This window comes from Streptomyces sp. NPDC043427 (assembly GCF_056436655.1).
Genome location: NZ_JBWKCC010000029.1, coordinates 38,278 through 54,776, shown reverse-complemented (window position 1 = coordinate 54,776; position 16,499 = coordinate 38,278). Strand labels below are relative to the sequence as shown.

At 72.7% G+C, this 16,499-nt stretch carries 14 protein-coding genes; 7 read left to right on the top strand and 7 right to left on the bottom strand.

The window, feature by feature from the left end:
- Nucleotides 1-61: 61 nt before the first annotated feature.
- Entirely contained in the window at nt 62-1,666 is a 1,605-nt protein-coding gene (locus AC067M_RS34560) for an MFS transporter (protein ID WP_478700979.1), read from the bottom strand.
- 301 nt (nt 1,667-1,967) lie between these two features.
- Here AC067M_RS34560 and AC067M_RS34555 point away from each other — a divergent pair, with 301 nt between their 5' ends.
- Together AC067M_RS34555 and AC067M_RS34550 are read left to right on the top strand one after the other, a co-directional pair.
- Nucleotides 1,968-3,188 carry a mannosyltransferase family protein gene (locus AC067M_RS34555; RefSeq protein WP_478700978.1) on the top strand — a complete coding sequence of 407 codons (1,221 nt, stop codon included), beginning with the start codon at nt 1,968-1,970 and terminating at the stop codon, nt 3,186-3,188.
- Nucleotides 3,189-3,416: 228 nt separating this feature from the next.
- On the top strand, nt 3,417-4,451 hold the full coding sequence (locus AC067M_RS34550) for a phosphatase PAP2 family protein (RefSeq protein ID WP_478700977.1): 1,035 nt from the start codon (nt 3,417-3,419) through the stop codon (nt 4,449-4,451).
- Between the two features lie 95 nt (nt 4,452-4,546).
- On the opposite strand, the gene AC067M_RS34545 is transcribed toward AC067M_RS34550, so the two are convergent.
- From AC067M_RS34545 to AC067M_RS34530, 4 genes are all read right to left on the bottom strand, one after another.
- Complete coding sequence (locus AC067M_RS34545; RefSeq protein ID WP_478700976.1) at nt 4,547-4,762, bottom strand: I78 family peptidase inhibitor; 216 nt, start codon at nt 4,760-4,762, stop codon at nt 4,547-4,549.
- Between the two features lie 331 nt (nt 4,763-5,093).
- Nucleotides 5,094-6,104, bottom strand: coding sequence for a helix-turn-helix transcriptional regulator (locus AC067M_RS34540; RefSeq protein ID WP_478700975.1), 1,011 nt, complete (start codon nt 6,102-6,104; stop codon nt 5,094-5,096).
- Nucleotides 6,105-6,150: 46 nt separating this feature from the next.
- Nucleotides 6,151-7,458, bottom strand: coding sequence for an ABC transporter substrate-binding protein (locus AC067M_RS34535; RefSeq protein ID WP_478700974.1), 1,308 nt, complete (start codon nt 7,456-7,458; stop codon nt 6,151-6,153).
- The gene (locus tag AC067M_RS34530; protein WP_478700973.1) at nt 7,427-7,990 is read right to left on the bottom strand and encodes an MTB12 C-terminal domain-containing protein; all 564 of its coding nucleotides are present in this window, start codon (nt 7,988-7,990) and stop codon (nt 7,427-7,429) included. The genes AC067M_RS34535 and AC067M_RS34530 overlap by 32 nt, the downstream gene beginning before the upstream one ends.
- A gap of 134 nt (nt 7,991-8,124) precedes the next feature.
- On the opposite strand from AC067M_RS34530, the gene AC067M_RS34525 reads away from it, so the two are divergent.
- The 3 genes from AC067M_RS34525 to AC067M_RS34515 are packed head-to-tail and all read left to right on the top strand — an operon-like array spanning nt 8,125 to nt 12,373.
- Nucleotides 8,125-8,628 carry a hypothetical protein gene (locus AC067M_RS34525; protein WP_478700972.1) on the top strand — a complete coding sequence of 168 codons (504 nt, stop codon included), beginning with the start codon at nt 8,125-8,127 and terminating at the stop codon, nt 8,626-8,628.
- A complete protein-coding gene (locus tag AC067M_RS34520) occupies nt 8,628-11,711 on the top strand; it encodes a branched-chain amino acid ABC transporter permease/ATP-binding protein (protein ID WP_478700971.1) in 3,084 nt (1,027 codons plus the stop codon). The genes AC067M_RS34525 and AC067M_RS34520 overlap by 1 nt, the downstream gene beginning before the upstream one ends.
- A complete protein-coding gene (locus AC067M_RS34515) occupies nt 11,708-12,373 on the top strand; it encodes an ATP-binding cassette domain-containing protein (RefSeq protein WP_478700970.1) in 666 nt (221 codons plus the stop codon). The genes AC067M_RS34520 and AC067M_RS34515 overlap by 4 nt, the downstream gene beginning before the upstream one ends.
- Before the next feature lie 87 nt (nt 12,374-12,460).
- Here AC067M_RS34515 and AC067M_RS34510 read toward each other — a convergent pair whose 3' ends face one another.
- Nucleotides 12,461-13,150, bottom strand: coding sequence for a LysM peptidoglycan-binding domain-containing protein (locus tag AC067M_RS34510; RefSeq protein ID WP_478700969.1), 690 nt, complete (start codon nt 13,148-13,150; stop codon nt 12,461-12,463).
- A 520-nt stretch (nt 13,151-13,670) separates the two neighbouring features.
- Between AC067M_RS34510 and AC067M_RS34505 the strand changes: the two genes are divergently transcribed.
- Nucleotides 13,671-14,453, top strand: a complete 783-nt coding sequence (locus AC067M_RS34505; protein ID WP_478700968.1) for a hypothetical protein — start codon at nt 13,671-13,673, stop codon at nt 14,451-14,453.
- 71 nt (nt 14,454-14,524) lie between these two features.
- On the top strand, nt 14,525-14,938 hold the full coding sequence (locus tag AC067M_RS34500) for a hypothetical protein (protein WP_478700967.1): 414 nt from the start codon (nt 14,525-14,527) through the stop codon (nt 14,936-14,938).
- Nucleotides 14,939-15,001: 63 nt separating this feature from the next.
- On the opposite strand, the gene der is transcribed toward AC067M_RS34500, so the two are convergent.
- The gene (gene der / locus AC067M_RS34495) at nt 15,002-16,483 is read right to left on the bottom strand and encodes a ribosome biogenesis GTPase Der (protein ID WP_393625227.1); all 1,482 of its coding nucleotides are present in this window, start codon (nt 16,481-16,483) and stop codon (nt 15,002-15,004) included.
- Between the last annotated feature and the right edge of the window lie 16 nt (nt 16,484-16,499).

Below are 16,499 nucleotides of genomic sequence, written 5' to 3'. Positions count from 1 at the left end.
CGGAAGACGTCCACCCCCTCCTCCAGGAGTCACAGGTGGTGCGTGGGTGGGAGACAAACGCTCACACCGAGACGCGGGACTCCGCGACCTCCCGAGGCGCAGGCACCTCCACGGCCGCAGAGGACTCGCACTGCATGTTCCGCGGCAACCGCAACGCCATCACAGCCCCCAACAACAACAACACCGCACTCACGAGCAACGTGACGTGCAGGCCGTGCACAAAGCACTCCCGAGCCGTCCGCCGCAGGGCGACCCCGGCGGAGCCCCCCAACTGCCCGGCCACCTCATAGGCCTCGCCCAGCGAATGCCCGGCCGCCCGCGACGCCGACTCCGGGACCCCAGGAACGGACGACAACCCGGGCGCGTACGCCGCGTTCATCACCGTACCGAGCAGCGCGATCCCGATCCCGGCCCCGAGCTGGTACGACGTCTCCCCGATCGCCGCGGCCCCACCGGCCTGCTCCGGCGGTGCCTCGCTCAGCATCGACTCGTACGCCCCGAACAGCGTCGTCTCGAGCCCGAACCCCAGCAGCACGAACCCGGCCAGCATCAGCCCGGCGTTGTCCGACGCGCCCATCGCGGTCAGCAGCAGCACCGCGACCGCCGTGAGACAGAACCCGAAGCACACCATCCGGCGCGGCCCGAACCGCCGTAGCATCCGCGCACCGGCCAGCCCCGCCGCCATCGCCGCGAAGGTCAGCGGCAGCAACCGCAGCCCCGTCTCCAGCGGCGACAGCCCCAGCACCAGCTGCAGATACTGCGCCGCGATCAGCTCGAGACCCACCAGGGCCAGCATCGCCAGCACGATGCAGCCCACCGACGTACTGAACGCGGGCCGCGCGAACATCCGCAGGTCCACCAGCGGATGCGTCCGGCGCCGCTGACGCCGTACGAAGAGAACGATCAGGGTCGCGCCCACCACCAGCGGCAGCACAGTGAGCACACTGCCCGCGGGCTCCCCGCCGCCGAGCCGCTTCACGCCCAGCACCACACCGAACAGTCCGAGAGCCGCCATCAGCGCGCCGACGACGTCCCAGGGCCCCCGCCCGTCGCCCGTCGACTCGGGCAGCAGCAGCCGACCCACCGGCAGGCTGACCAGCATCAGCGGGATGTTGACGAGGAAGACCGAACCCCACCAGAAGTGCTCGAGCAGGAAGCCGCCCAGCAGCGGCCCGACGGCCGCGCCGACCGCGGCCACCGCGCTCCAGATGCCGATCGCGAGCGCCCGCTCGCGCCGGTCGGGGAAGACCTGCCGCAGGATCGACAGCGTCGCGGGCATGATCATCGCGCCGCCCACGCCGAGCAGCGCCCGGGCCGCGATCAGGGTCCGGGCGTCGGGCGCGAAGGCCGCGAGGGCGGAGGCGACTCCGAACAGGGCGTAGCCGAGGAGCAGGATCCGTCTGCGGCCCACCTTGTCGCCGAGCGTGCCGAACAGGATAAGGAGCGAGGCGCAGATGAGCGGGTAGACGTCGACGATCCAGAGCAGCTCTATCGCGCCGGGCCTGAGGTCCTCGGTGACAGCGGGCACCGCCACGTGCAGCACGGTCGCGTCGACGGCGACCAGGAGCAGGCTCACGCAGAGGACGACGAGTACGACCCAGCGGTTGGCACCGGCCCCGGCCGCCCGGCGGCGCAGCGCGGCGGCAGCCGTGGTCGTCCCGGACATGTACGTACCTCCCAGGTGTCGCGTTCGGCGGGCTCGCGGGGTGGGGGGTTCCCCGCGACTTCGGCCGGAGAGGAGCGGTGGTCTCCGGCCCGCGCAACGAACGGCGAGTGACACGTCAGCGTACGCGAGTCCTCGTCGAGGTCACGTGGCGGAGCTCTCACACTTGGGTGGAAGCTGTGTGGCGTACGCCACTCCTGCACCGCTTCCCCGCCGCCCCTCCATCCCTCCTCCACCTGCTGGTACGGCGGTCGGCACGCCCCGACACACCGTCCGGTTTTCGCGCAGGTCGATAATCGAGCCCGTGACCGATCTTGATGCGCGCGAGGCGCCGCCCGGTGCCGGGGCCCTGCGCCGGGCCGCCCCGGCGCTTCTCGGGTACGCGGCCGTGCGGGCTCTGGGGCTGCTCGTGCTGGCCCTGTGGAGCGCCGGGCGCGGCAAGAACGCGTACACGCTGTTGACGGCCCGCTGGGACGCGCTGTGGTACACGCGGGTCGCCGAGCTGGGGTACGGCTACGAGGTGCGCCTGCCCAACGGCGACGTGCACTCCAACCTCGCGTTCTTCCCGCTGCTGCCCTGGCTGGAGCGGGTGCTGCACACGGTGACCCCGCTGTCGTACGCCGACGGGGGTTTCGTCGTCAGCCTGATCGCCTCACTCGCCGCGGCCTGGGGGATCTTCGCGGTCGCCGACCACGTGTACGGGCGTCGGGCGGGGGTGTGCGCGGTGCTGCTGTGGGCCGTGCTGCCGGTCGGGATCGTGCAGTCGATGGCGTACAGCGAGTCGTTGTTCACGGCTCTCGCGGCCTGGGCGCTGTACGCCCTCCTCACCGGTCGCTGGCTGACCGCCGGGGTGCTGGCGTCGTTGTGCGGACTGACGCGGCCGGTGGGGCTGGCCGTGGTGGCGGCGGTGTGGGCGGCGGGCATCACCTCGTTCGTGCGAGACCGGAGCACGGCACTGGCACCCGGCGCGCGAACCGAGGAACACGCCTCCCCGATCCTCGGCGACCGGGTGGAACAGCGCGCTCCGCGCCGACGGCGCACTCTCGCTCTCCTCCTCGCGCCCCTCGGTGCCGCGGGATACGTCCTGTGGGTCGGCCACCGCACCGGCCGGGGTCCGTTCGGCTACCTCGACGTCCAGGCGGGCTGGCGCAACGGCTTCGACGGCGGTTACGCCTTCGCCCGCTTCGTCGCCGACAAGTTCACGTCGGTCCCGGGCGCCCTCGCGGGCCTGGGGCTGATCGTCGGCGTCGGCCTGGTCGTCCGGCTGTACGTCGTCTGCGTCCGGCAGCGCCAGCCGCTCCCGCTGCTGGTGTACGCGGGGGTCGTCACCGCACTTGCCCTGTGCGCGTCAAGCTACTTCGGCTCGAAACCGCGCCTGCTGCTGCCCGCCTTCCCCCTGCTGCTGCCCCTCGCCCTCGCCCTGTCCCGGCTGCGTACGCCCAGGTCAGCGCTGATCCTGGGCTCGGTCGCGGTGGCGTCGGCGGTGTACGGGGCGCTGTGGCTGAACGGTTCCGGTCCGCCATGATCGCCCGTGATCGCCAGGGTAATTCCATCCCATGATTCGGTGAACGAATTCATAAGGTAGCCAAAACTACTCGCACAGGATGATCAAAGGAATTGAAGGGAACAGCGTTCCGGCATTGCGGATTCCTCGGAATTAAACCCGCCGCTGAGAGCAATCCCACATCACATCGTCATCACAAACCCGTGGATTCGCCCGGGAACTGAGCTCACTCGCTGTAACGTCGATTGGGTGCGTACCGAACGAAACCTCACCCGTCTGGACCGGGTGTTCGCGAGACTGGACCGTGAGCCGGAACGACCGGCCCACCTCGACATGCCGAGGATGAGCCGGCACCGGGTCGCTCTGCTCGCCGGGACTCTGTCCTTCTACCTGGCGATCGTGTGGCTCGTGGTCATCACCTCGTGGCTGGTCCGTCTCGACTGGCAGGTCATGTTTTTCCGGCCGTACCAGCAGTGGTCCGGGATCCACTGGTTCGTGGACTACTACGTGGTGCTCGGCCAGCGCGGCCCGACGGCCGTGATGGTCGCGGCCTGGCTGGGCTGGCGCTCATGGCGCCAGCACACGCTCCGTCCGCTGCTGACCCTGGGCGCGTCCCTGCTGCTGCTCAACATCACGGTCGGCGCCGCCAAGATCGGCATGGGCCGTCTCGGCCCGCACTACGCGACCACGATCGGCTCGAACGAGATGGGCCTGGGCGGCGATATATTTCCCAGCGGCCACACCGCCAACGCCGTGGTGACCTGGGGCATTCTGGCTTATCTGGCCTCCACCCCGAGAGCGCGCCGCTGGCTGTCGGCACTGTCCGCGGTGACCTCGCTCGGCGTCGGGATGGCCACCGTCTACCTCGGTACGCACTGGCTGAGCGACGTCCTGCTGGGCTGGGCCGCGGGTCTGCTGGTCCTGCTGGCGCTGCCGTGGTTCGAGCCGTTGATCGCCCGCGCCGAGGTCGGGATCCTCGACCTGCGTGACCGCTGGCGTACCCGCCAGAGCGGTACGGCAACGCTGCCCGCGCCGGCCTCCCCGGTCACCTCGCCGATACTGCTCCCGTCGCGTGCCACGGCCGAGGAGGAGGCTCCGGCGGCTCATGACACGTCCACCGCGGCACGCTCGCCCAGGGCCTCGATCTACCTCGCTCCGGGCCCGCACGGCGGGCGCTCGGAGCGTACGCCGGTCACCCCGGTCGGCAGCCGCCGGCCACCGCACCCCGACCGCCTCCCGCGCGGCACGGCGGCCTCGGCGGCCCGCCCCCTCACCGGCGGCTGACGCCCACGACCGCGGGGCCGGTACGCACAGCCACCCCCGCACGACGAAGGCCCCGGCTCCTGGGAACAGGAGCCGGGGCCTTCGCATCGGATGTCTCAGCCCTTCCAGGCCCGCGCCACGCGGCCGTCCTTCACCTCCAAGTTCAGCCGTCCCACGCGGTACTCCATGGTGATGATCGTCCCCGGCGGCAACGCACGCACCGTCGACCACCCCCGCTCCCGCGCGAGCTGCTCGGCCCGGGCGGCCTCGAGGCCGACGTACCCGTCCGGATTGTCCTGGGGCTCCGCTGGTGGAGTGGGAATCGGTGCCATGCGGCCACGCTAGGCCGTGGTCGCCGACCGGGGAAGTCGACAGGCGTCCTGGATCACTCCGGTCACACTTCTGTCACAGGACCACGACACGCGTTTCGGCCCAACTCCGTCACACTTACGAGCGGTTCCGGACGCCTTCCGCACGCTTTCGAGCGTAATTCCCGTGTGTCGCGACAGCCCGCCGAATAACCGGACGGAAAGCGCCCGGAGAACCGCACCCTTACCCCGGCTCCATTCCCTTTCCGTGCCTGATCGTCGGGGCTGACGCCGCATAGGAAATACACCGATCCGCCACATAATCTCCGTACGCCCCGTGTGGGGCGCGCACGCCTCATGACGGGAGCTCACGCCGGCGCCCACGGCTCGGGTGAGGCTCCGCGGCCCGGGCCAGAGCGGCATCGAGCCGGTCGCGAACGGTTCTGATCGACTCCACGAGTTCGACGGGCTCCAGCACCTCGAAGGGGAAGCCCATCATCATCACGTGGATCACCATGACGTCGAGGTTCGCGGCCCCGGCGCGCAGGACGCAGGCGTCCTCGCCGTCCGCCTCCAGCGTCCCGGCGGAGGGGGAGACCCGCTCGGCCGCCTCCTCCAGGGGCACCAGCAGCCGCACGGCGGCGTGCGAGGCGTACGCGCGTGTGGAGACGCCCCGGGAGACATAGGCGGCGAGGTCCTCGGCGGGGGGCTCGCGCGGCTCGAAGCGCGGACCGTGCGGCGGCCTGGGCGTGACGCGGTCGACGCGGAACGTACGCCAGTCGTCGCGGTCGAGGTCCCAGGCGACCAGGTACCAGCGGCGCTCGGTGCACACCAGGCGGTGCGGCTCGACCGTGCGCCGGGTGGAGGCGCCGCCGTGGTCGCGGTACTCGAAGCGCAGCCGCTCGGCGTCGCGGCAGAGGTTGGCCAGCTCGGTCAGGACGCCGGGGTCGACGTTGGAGGGCAGGGTGTTGCGCATCATGGGCACGGTGAAGGCGTTCAGGGCGCCCACGCGGCGGCGCAGCCTGCTGGGCAGCACCTGCTCCAGCTTGGCCAGCGCGCGTACGGAGGTCTCGCCGATGCCGTCGATGCCCTGCCCGGCGGCCGTGCGCAGTCCGACGGCGACGGCGACCGCCTCGTCGTCGTCGAGGAGCAGCGGTGGCAGCTCCGCTCCCGCGCCCAGTTGGTAGCCGCCGCCCGTGCCGGGGCTGGCGTTGACGGGGTAGCCCAGCTCGCGCAGCCGGTCCACGTCCCGGCGTACGGTGCGCGCGGTGACGCCGAGCCGTTCGGCGAGATCGGCCCCGGACCACTCGCGGTGGGCCTGGAGCAGTGAGAGCAGACGCAGCAGTCGTGCGGAGGTCTCCAACATGGGGCCGAGTCTGCCAGCGGTCGCGGACAGGGACTGTCCTCGACCGTCAGGGCTCGTAGGGCAGTTGCGGCACGTCGAAGCAGGTGCTGTTCATGTCCCCTTGCGCGACCCATCCCTGGCCGTCCCGCCAACGCGCCACCGACAGACATGTCCTACGGCTTTTCGGCGGCTCGGGGAGCCTCTCGAACCGTACGGGGATCAGCAGTCCGTCGGCCGTGAACCCCTCGCTGCGGTTCATGAAGGCGTCGACACACGCGCGCGTGATGCCCGTGCGCGCACAGGACCGCGCCGCGTCCGTGAACCACTTCGCCGCCGCCCAACCCTCCAGCTGCCACTGGGAGTGCGTCTGCAGACCCTCGGTGGCGTCGCGGAACTCCCGTACGGCGGGGTGGGAGGTGTCCTCGTAGTCGCGGCTGCTTCCCGTCGCCCACAGGGCGTTGCGGCAGCGCGGGGAGTCCTTGTAGTCGTCGGGGACGGTGGACGTCCAGTTCTGCACGTTCGTCACCTTGGCGACGACGTCGGCGCCGACATCGTCCATCGCCTCGCACAGCCGCGCGTTGCCGTGTGTGTCGAGGGCGTCGAGGACGAGGTCGGCACCCTGGTCCTTCAGGTCGGCGGCGACCGCGCGGAAGTTGGGCAGGGCGAAGTCGACCTGCTCGGCGACCACCTTGTAGCCCTCGGCTTTCAGGCCACGCTCGACGAGCCGGGCGTAGGAGGCGGACGCGGACTGGTTGTAGGAGACGACGGCGGCCGTGCGGGCCCCGTGCTCGCGCTTGAAGTAGCGGTAGACCTCGGTGCCGCCGTACAGCTTGCCGTCCCAGCCGGGGGTGCCGTCACGGGGCGCGAGGCTGCCGTAGATGCCGTAGAGGTGCGGGTAGGTGTCGTAGGCGGCGCCGATGGGCTGGCCGCCGATGTCGGGCACGCGCGCGCGGGAGACGCGGGGGGCGCCCGCGTAGTCGAGGGCCGTGGTGGCGACCAGGGCGACGACCTTGTCCTCGTCGACCAGCCGGTGCACGCAGGTGTTGTTGCCGACGCCGCTGCCGCCGTCGTCGCACAGCCGCACCTCGACGCGGCGGCCGTCGATGCCCCCGCGCGCGTTGAGGCGGTCGAACCATGCCTTGGCGCCGTCGCGGGGGCCGGTGAAGGCGGCGCCGCCGACCGGGCTGGTGGCGCTGGTGATGATGCCGACACGGACGGCCTGTGCGGCCTGCGCGGTTCGCGTGTTCCGTGCGGGCACGCGGGTGTGGTCCTCGAAGTCGCTCTCCGGCAGGCGGCTGCCGCAGGCGGTGCCCAGGACGAGCAGCAGCGCCGCGACCGCCGTCTCAGCAGCCCGGTATCGGCGACTGCGAGGCATCGCCGCTCATCTGGACCAGTGCGCACAGCACCCTGACGGACACCTTCCAGGTGCCGTCCTCCTCGACGGACGTGCCCGCGGCGTTCGGCAGGGCGGTGGCGCCCTTCAGCAGCAGTGTGTACGTCACGTTCGCCTCGGTCGCCTTGGTGAACTCCACCTTCTCGACCTTCGCCTGGACCTGCCTGCCGCGCTCGTCACCGCTGAACGCCTGGAGCACCGGCGCCATCCGGTCGCCGTGCTCCAGGAGGGCCTGCTTCTCCTCCAGCGGGGTGCCGGGGTTGAAGAACTTCTCCCAGTTCTGCCGGATCTCCTGCTCGGCGGCCGCCGGATCGGCGGGCGCGGTGGCCGTCTGCGCGGACCTCGTCCTGGTGGGCGTGCTCTCGCTGCCGCCGCCGTTGTCGTCGCTGCAGGCCGCCAGGGCCGGGACGAGAACGAGGACCAGGGTGGCCGCCAGTACCGTCCCCCGTCCCGCCGCACGTGCGCCGCTCCCCCGCTGTGCGTTCCCCCGCCTGAGGTCGCTCCCGAGAACCATCTGGCTCACCACCGGGTGTCGGTCCGGGCGATGAGCGCCCGGTGCTTTCAGGGTCAGCTCCCAGAAGGCATAGTGCAAGCCATCGGCCGTCATGGACAGGCACATGCGCAGCACACGACGTGCGGGAGCCAGAGATGCCAACGACGCCTCCGACGCCGACGAGGCGGACCGCCCGCCTGCGGACCGTGCACCCGGTCCTGTGGGCCGGCTGGATCGCGCTCGCGGCCGGCGCGGTGCTGTGCGTCATCGGCTGGTACGGCGTCTCCGGCGAGCGCTACGCCGCACGTCAGCTGCCCTATCTCGCCTCCTGCACGGTCCCCGGCGCCGCGCTGATCATCGCCGGGGCGGTCCTGCTCACCCATGGGCGGGGCGCGCTCGCGGCTGCCCGCGTGGAGGAGCTGTACGGCCTGCTCGTGGCCGCCGAACCCGCCGACGCCGATGGGTCGGGGCGGGCCGCGACCGCGCCGGTCGCGGTCAGCGGCGAGCTGCGGATGGTGCCGGGCGGCACGCTGTGGCACCGCGCGGACTGCCCGTTGGTGGCGGGGAAGGCGGAGGCGGTGCCGGTGGACGGCAGGCTGCTGGCGACCGGTGACCTCGCCCCGTGCCCGATCTGCGAGCCCGACTCCGCGGACGACTGATGTCCTCCCTGACGTACGACCTCACGCTCGCCGGTCTCTCGGTGGGCGCCGCCGCCGCGCTCACCGGGATCGGCCTGGTCGTGACGTACCGCGCGACCGGTGTGCTCAACTTCGCGCACGGGGCGATCGCGATGGTGTGCGCGTACCTGCTGCGGCAGTGCGTGGTCGCGTGGGGGTGGCCACTGTGGCTCGGGGCGGCCGGGACGCTGCTGGTCGTGGCGCCGGCCATCGGGGTGCTGTTGGAACGGTTCGTCTTCCGTCCGACGGCGGTCCGGGGCGGTGATCCGGCGCAGACGCTGGTGGCCTCCCTCGGGGTGTTCGTGCTGCTGGTGGGCGGGGCCGCGCTGGTGTGGGGGCTGGGGGCCCGCGACGACGTCCCGGAGCTGGTGTCGGCGGACCCGTGGGGGCAGCTGGCTGTGGTGGTCGTGTTGGCGGCGGGGGTGGGGGCGGTGATCCGGTGGACGCGGTTCGGGCGGGAGCTGCGGGCCGTCGTGGACGACCGGGAGCTGGCCGTGCTGGGTGGGATCGACGCGGACCGGGTGGCCGCGGCGGGCTGGGCGTTCGGCGCGTTCACGGCGGGGCTCACGGGTGTGCTGTTGGCGCCGTACGTGCGCCTGGACCCGTACGGGCTGCCGCTGCTCGTCATGGAGGTGGTCGCGGTCGCCGTGGCCGCGCGGATGCGGAGCCTGCCGGTCGCGGTGGTCGCGGCGCTGGGCATCGGGGTCGCGCAGAGCCAGCTGACGCGCCTGCACCCCTCCGGCTGGGGCGAACCGCTGCTCCAGGCCGTCGGCGCGAACCTGTTCGTGGTGGCCCTGCTGGTAGCGGCCCTCGTCCTGCCCGGCATCGGCACGCGGGACGCGCTGCCGCGCACGGCCGTCGCGCGCGTGCCGACCCCGCCGGGTGCCTGGCTCGTGGCCGTCGTGCTGTTCCTGCTCCCGCTGGGCTTCGCGGGCACGGACCTGCACACGTCGGTCCAGGTGCCGGCACTGGGCGTGATCCTGCTGTCCCTGGTGGTCGTCACCGGCCGCGGCGGTCAGATCTCGCTGGGGCAGGCCGCGTACGCCGGCCTGGGCGCCCTCTTCACGGCGCTGCTCGCGGCGGGCCGTTTCCCGGGCCTGCCCCGCCTGCCCGAACTGGCGGCGCTGGCGGTGGCGGTGCTCCTCGTGGCGCCCCTCGGCCTGCTCACCGGCTGGCCGGCGATCAGCCGCCGGGGCCTGGCACTCGCCCTGGCGACCTTCGCGGTCGGCGTCGCGGTGAGCCGCTTCGTCTTCGCCCAGCCGTACGCCACGCACGGCCTCCTGCTGGGCCGCCCGGCGGGCTTCGACGGGGACCGCGCGTACTACGTCCTGGAGCTGGCCCTCCTCGCGGTCGCGCTGCTGGCGACGCACGCGTTGCGCCGGGGCCGTATCGGCCGGGCCCTCGCGGCCATGCGGGACCACGAGCCGGGGGCGTCGGCTGCGGGCGTCCGCGTCCCCTCCCTCAAACTCCTCGCCTTCGTCGCGGGCGCCGCCCTCGCCGCCCTCGGCGGCGCCATGCTCGGCATGGGCCTGCGCGCCTTCGACCCCGCCGCCTACGACCCCGTCCGCGCCCTCCTCTGGTTCGCCGCGGTCGTGGTCCTCGGCGCCGACAACACCCTGGGCGCCCTCGCCGCGGCCGCCCTGCTCGTGGGCCTCGACGCGGGAGCACGCGGCGGTGTGGCGGCGGCACTGGTCGGCGTGCTGGCCGTGTTGGTGGGCCGCTTCCCCGACGGCCCGTACGAGGCCCTGCGCACGGCGACGCAGAGGCTGCGCCCGCGCCGGACGGCGGACCTCACGCCGCTGGGGGCCCGGCTGCGGGAAAGGCTGCACCTGGCAGAGCGGCAGCCGGAGGGCGGCCCCGCGGCGACGGGGGCAACGGCACTGCGGGCTGCCGCGCCCAGGCGGGGCCCAGCCGAGGAGACCCGGCACCGCCCGGAGCACGCCGGCCCGGACACACGGCGGAAGACGCGGGCCCAGCCGACGAGCCCACCGCAGGACCTCGGCACGTCCCAGGACACACGGTCGGCACCCGGAGGACCGGACCACAGCCCTACTGCCCCTCCCGGGTCGACTGCCCCGCGGCCTCCGCAACCCGGCCGCCGAGCCGAGCCGGTGGTCCGGTCACGTTCGGGGGCGGGCGGCTCATCCGGGCCGGTCCGGCCGGCCTCCAGCCCGGGCGAGCAAGCCGAGCCAGTTCGGCCACGACCGGAGCCGGGACGCCCCGCCGAACCCACCCAGCCACCGTTCGGCCCGAGCAGCCCGGCCGAACCAGTCCAGCCACCCCCCGGCCCAGGCCGTCCAGCCGAGCCGCTCGACCCCACCCCCGCCGCCCCCGCCGGGGCACGGCCGCGCCCGCGCCGCACCCCTGCCTCCCCTCTCCTGGTCGCTCGCCGGCTCCGCGCGCGGTACGGCGGCTTCGTCGCTCTCGAGGGAGTGGATCTCGATGTGCGACCGGGGCAGGTCACCGCTGTGGTGGGGCCGAACGGGGCCGGGAAAAGCACCTTGTTCCACTGTCTGGCCGGGACCCTGTGTCCCGCGCGTGGGCAGGTGCTGCTGGGTGGGCGGGACATCACACGGCTGCCCGCGCACGCGCGGACCCGGCTCGGGATCGCGCGGACCTTTCAGCAGCTGGCCGTCTTCCCGTCGCTGACCGTGGCCGAGAACGTCCGCGTCGGCGCCGAGCAGGGGCGGATCATGGACCCGGACGCTGTGGAGCGGGCGCTCAGGCTGCTCGGGCTGGACGGACCGGCTCGTGCCCTGCCCGCCGCCGGGCTGCCGACCGGCACCCTGCGCCGCGTCGAGCTGGCCCGGGCCGTCGCGGGCGGCCCGAACGTACTGCTGCTGGACGAACCCGCCGCCGGACTCGACACCGCCGAGGTGACCGCGCTGGCCCGCGTGCTCAGGGCCCTGGCCGCCGACGGGACCGCCCTGCTCGTCGTCGAGCACGACCTGGACCTGGTCACGGACCTCGCCGACGTCGTCCACGTGATGACAGCGGGCCGGATCGTGCTCTCCGGGCCGCCCGCCCACGTCCTCGACACCCTCCGCGCGCAGGAGACCGCATGACCCTCTCGCTGCGCCACGCGCGCGTGCGCTACGGCCCCCTGGAAGCCCTGCACGGCGTCACCCTGGCCGCCCCCGGCCGGGCCCTGACCGTGCTGCTGGGCCGCAACGGCTCCGGCCGTACGACCGCCCTGCGCGCGCTGGCCGGGACCGTGCCGCTGTCCGGCGGGGCGGTGGTGTGGGACGGCGCGGACGTGACCCGTATGCCCGCGTTCGAGCGGGCGCGGCGCGGACTGTGCCTGGTCCCCGAGCGGCGGGCCGTGTTCGGCTCGCTCACCGTCCGCGAGAACCTCGACCTCGCCGCTTCCGCGCACGGACTCACCCACGAACCCGCCCTCGCCGCCTACCCCCAGTTGGAGCCGCTGCTCCCGCGCCGCGCCGGCACCCTCTCCGGCGGCGAGCAGCGCATGCTCGCCCTCTCCCGCGCCCTGCTGGCCCACGCGCGCGTGGTCCTCGTCGACGAGCCCGCCCAGGGCATGTCACCCGCGGTCGCGGCCCGCACGTACGAGCTGCTGGGCTCCCTCGACGCCTGTGTGGTCGTCGCCGAGCAACGACCACCGCCTGCCCTGCGCGACCGCCCGGCGTTCGTGTACGAACTGCGGCGCGGGGCCGTCGTGTTCGCCGGGGAGGCGGGCGAGTGGAGGCGACGGGAAGGACGGAAGTGAGGCGCTCGGTCTCGACCCGCGCACGCGCGGGCCCCGCCCTGTCGACCGGGCGGGGCCCTTCCTCCCTGGGAGCCCCAGGCAGGTGGCTCAGAGCGCCAGACGCTGCCCGGGCACGATCAGGTCGGGATCACCACCGATGACGGACTTGTTGGCGGCGTAGACCTTCTGCCAGGTCGTCCCGTGCCGGGCGGCGATCTTGCCCAGCGTGTCGCCCTCGCGGACGGTGTAGTCGCCGCGGGAGGCCCCGCGGTTGGTGTGCACCGACGACCGCTCCGCCGACTTCGACGCCGTCGAGGGCGCCGCGTTGCTGGACCCCGAGCCCGAACCCGACCTCGAAGCCGAACCGGAGCTCACGCCCGAACTCGATCCCGAACCCGAACCCGAGCCCGACGACGCCGCCGGTGCCCCGCCGGACGCTCCCGCCCGTGCCGAACACGTCGGCCACGCGCCCCACCCCTGGGCCCGCTGGACCTTGGTGGCGACGGAGATCTGCTGTGCCTTGCTGGCCTGGTCGGCGGTGGACGCGTAGGCGGTGCCGCCGTACGCGCGCCAGGTACCCGCGGAGAACTGGAGTCCTCCGTAGTAGCCGTTGCCGGTGTTGATGTGCCAGTTGCCGCCGCTCTCGCACTGGGCGATGCGGTCCCACACTCCGCTGTCCGCCGCCGCGGCGTTGCCGGTCGCGGCCAGCAGTCCGAGCGGGGCCAGCAGGGCCGCCCCGGCGAGGACCGCCGTCGTACGAGCCTTGCTGGTGCGGCTGTTATCGGCACATTCGGACATGAAGATCCCTCTCTGCAAACCCGGGCTTCCCCCTGGACGGGGCGCCGCCTCCACGCGTCGACGTGGGGGTGGCGCTCCGTCCCGCCCGCCGACGGTCGTGCTGCGCGGTGTCTGGCTCTGCGCGGTCGGCGGACGTACCCGAGCGGTGCTCGCTGCACACGGCGGAGCAATCTATGGATCCTGACGAGCCGTTATCAACCAACTCCCCGTTGTCGCAGGCCACTTGGGGGTTACCGCAGGTAGCGAGAGAATTGAAACACCCACTTCATGCGCGTATTACGTCATTTGTCGGGCAGTGACTCGGGTAAACAGTGAGCCAGCTCACGGACCCAACTTCCGTGACCTTCCCGTGACTTGACAATGAGTGCCCGATTACGCACTCAGCGTGACCGCCCGCGGCCGATGGTTCGATTCCGTTCGCCGTACAGCGTGACCCTGGCCACAGATCGCCCGTTGTCTTCTTCATGAGCCGGGGACTCACCCGGCCCCCGCCAACGCACCACATCCGAGGGAGCCACCCGTGCCGCGCATGCTCGACGTCAGCGACGAGGTACGCGCCGAGATCGGCAACGAAGAAGCCGACCGGCTGCTCGCCGGAGAGAACGCCCCGGGCAGTTACGACTGCACGTCCTGCCGCACCCCGGGCGACTCCGAGCACGAGCGGACCAGCACCGTCCTGTTCATCGGCGAGGAGACCGCCGTCCTCGCCTTCGCCCACGCCGGCTGCCTGCCCTCGCAGGTCGTCCAGGTCACCGAGGAACAGCTGCAGGGCGCCGTCCGCTCCATCAGCGGCGACACCGTCGACCTGGAGCCCGACAAGATCGTGCCCGAGCAGGCCGTGCTCGGCGTGACCAGCGGACTCCTCCTGATCGCCGGGGAGTTGCACCCGGCCCTGGTCGTCGAGCCCACCGCGCCGGTCGTGCGCCCCGGCACGACCGGCGCCGGCGACGACTTCCTGCCGCTGCTCATCGAGCAGGGCTTCATGCCGCTGTCCGAGCTGAGCTCCGTACCGCCCGTGCAGCACGGCTGGTCGGTGCTGCTCGCGATGGGGCAGCTGCACGCGGTGCTCCAGCCGGGTGCGCACGGCAGCCAGCCGGTCGCCTGGTGGCAGGCCCACCAGCCGCTCCAGGTGACGGAGGGGTGGCGTGCGGCCGCCAACAAGCACCAGCAGGTGCTGATGTTCGCCGCACCGGTCGGGTCGATCGGGCGCCAGCCGCGAGAGGACCTGCTGCGGGACGCGCTGGACAAGGCCGCGGCGGGCGGACAGCTGGTCGGAGCGGCGCTGCCTCTCGCGGGAACCTGAGCACAGCCCCCGCGCCTCAACACGGCACTCCGCAGCCGCATCCCTTCCAGTTCGGGGTCGTTTGGACATACGTGCACGCATACGACGTTCCTCGCCGCCCCTCCTTCCAGTCGATCCCTTCCGCGCGACCGGGTCAGGATCCTCAGGGGGGCCCATCGGCCACGCCGATCTACGACGCGCTCTACGCGGAGTACGTCAAGTCGTACCGCTCGCTGCCGGGTGATCGCAGCGGCGAGGAGGGGCTGGGGTTCACCGCGTTCGGGAACATCCCGCACAGCGCGGGGTCGTACGTGGAACACCGCTCGGGGACGTTCAGCAGCTCCTACAGCGCCTACAGCGCGGGAGCGCACAGCGCGCGGCACGGCGGCTCCTCGGGGCAGCAGTCGCAGTGGCAGCGCGTCGGACAGCTCGGGCAGCCCGCGCAGCAGCACCCCACGATGCACCACATCCCGGCGCTGCCGCCGGGCCCACGAAGGGGCCTGTGAAGCAGGAGAACAGTGAAGAGAGGGGCGGCCCGTCGGGCCGCCCCTCTCTTCACCTGTCCGGTGTTACTTCCTCTTCGCGCCGCGCTTCTCGCGCACCCGCACCGAGATATGGATCGGCGTCCCCTCGAAGCTGAACTCCTCGCGCAGGCGGCGCTCGATGAAGCGCCGGTAGCCCGCCTCGATGAAGCCGGAGGCGAAGAGCACGAACCGCGGCGGCTTGGTGCCGGCCTGAGTGCCGAACAGGATGCGCGGCTGCTTGCCGCCCCGGATCGGGTGCGGGTGGGCGGCGACCAGCTCGCCGAGGAAGGCGTTCAGACGGCCCGTCGGAACCCGGGTCTCCCAGCCCGCGAGAGCCGTCTCGATCGCCGGGACCAGCTTCTCCATGTGCCGGCCGGTGCGCGCCGAGACGTTCACCCGGGGCGCCCAGGCGACCTGGCCGAGCTCGGTCTCGATCTCCCGCTCCAGGTAGTAGCGGCGCTCCTCGTCGAGGGTGTCCCACTTGTTGAACGCCAGGACGACCGCACGGCCCGCCTCGACGGCCATGGTGACGATGCGCTGGTCCTGGACCGAGATGGACTCGGAGGCGTCGATCAGGATGACCGCCAGCTCGGCCTTCTCGACGGCGGCCGCGGTACGCAGCGAGGCGTAGTAGTCGGCGCCCTGCTGGAGGTGGACGCGCTTGCGGATACCGGCGGTGTCGACGAACTTCCAGGTGACGCCGCCGAGTTCGATGAGCTCGTCGACCGGGTCGCGGGTGGTGCCGGCGAGTTCGTTGACGACGACGCGCTCCTCGCCCGCCACCTTGTTCAGCAGCGAGGACTTGCCGACGTTCGGACGGCCGATGAGGGCGATGCGGCGCGGACCGCCGATCGCGGCGCCGAAGCTCTGCTCGGGCGCCTCCGGCAGCGCCTCCAGGACGGCGTCCAGCATGTCGCCGGTGCCACGGCCGTGCAGCGCGGAGACCGGGTGCGGCTCGCCAAGACCCAGGGACCACAGGTACGCCGCGTCGGCCTCGCCACTCGGGCCGTCGACCTTGTTGGCGCACAGCACCACCGGCTTGCCGGCCTTGCGCAGCAGTCGTACGACCGCCTCGTCGGTGTCGGTCGCGCCGACCTTGGCGTCGACGACGAACACGACGGCGTCGGCGGCCTCGATCGCGTACTCGGCCTGCGCGGCCACGGAGGCGTCGATGCCGAGGACGTCCTGCTCCCAGCCGCCGGTGTCGACGACCTTGAAGCGGCGGCCCGCCCACTCCGCCTCGTAGGTGACGCGGTCGCGGGTGACGCCGGGCTTGTCCTCGACGACCGCCTCGCGGCGGCCGATGATGCGGTTCACGAGGGTCGACTTGCCGACGTTCGGGCGGCCGACGACGGCGAGGACCGGCAGCGGTCCGTGTCCGGCCTCCTCGATGGCGCCCTCGACGTCCTCGAGGTCGAAGCCCTCTTCCGCGGCGAGCTCCATGAACTCCGCGTACTCGGCGTCGCCGAGCGCCCCGTGGTCGTGCTCGTGCTCGGCCGAGCCCTCGGGCTGGATGTGGTCGTTCATGAAGTCCGTACCTCGT

What these genes read in the sequence shown, in the direction of transcription:
- AC067M_RS34560 (WP_478700979.1), bottom strand. Translation starts at nt 1,666, where the DNA reads ATGTCCGGGACGACCACGGCTGCCGCCGCGCTGCGCCGCCGGGCGGCC.
- AC067M_RS34545 (WP_478700976.1), bottom strand. Translation starts at nt 4,762, where the DNA reads ATGGCACCGATTCCCACTCCACCAGCGGAGCCCCAGGACAATCCGGAC.
- AC067M_RS34540 (WP_478700975.1), bottom strand. Translation starts at nt 6,104, where the DNA reads ATGTTGGAGACCTCCGCACGACTGCTGCGTCTGCTCTCACTGCTCCAG.
- AC067M_RS34535 (WP_478700974.1), bottom strand. Translation starts at nt 7,458, where the DNA reads ATGCCTCGCAGTCGCCGATACCGGGCTGCTGAGACGGCGGTCGCGGCG.
- AC067M_RS34530 (WP_478700973.1), bottom strand. Translation starts at nt 7,990, where the DNA reads ATGGTTCTCGGGAGCGACCTCAGGCGGGGGAACGCACAGCGGGGGAGC.
- AC067M_RS34525 (WP_478700972.1), top strand. Translation starts at nt 8,125, where the DNA reads ATGCCAACGACGCCTCCGACGCCGACGAGGCGGACCGCCCGCCTGCGG.
- AC067M_RS34520 (WP_478700971.1), top strand. Translation starts at nt 8,628, where the DNA reads ATGTCCTCCCTGACGTACGACCTCACGCTCGCCGGTCTCTCGGTGGGC.
- AC067M_RS34515 (WP_478700970.1), top strand. Translation starts at nt 11,708, where the DNA reads ATGACCCTCTCGCTGCGCCACGCGCGCGTGCGCTACGGCCCCCTGGAA.
- AC067M_RS34510 (WP_478700969.1), bottom strand. Translation starts at nt 13,150, where the DNA reads ATGTCCGAATGTGCCGATAACAGCCGCACCAGCAAGGCTCGTACGACG.
- der (WP_393625227.1), bottom strand. Translation starts at nt 16,483, where the DNA reads ATGAACGACCACATCCAGCCCGAGGGCTCGGCCGAGCACGAGCACGAC.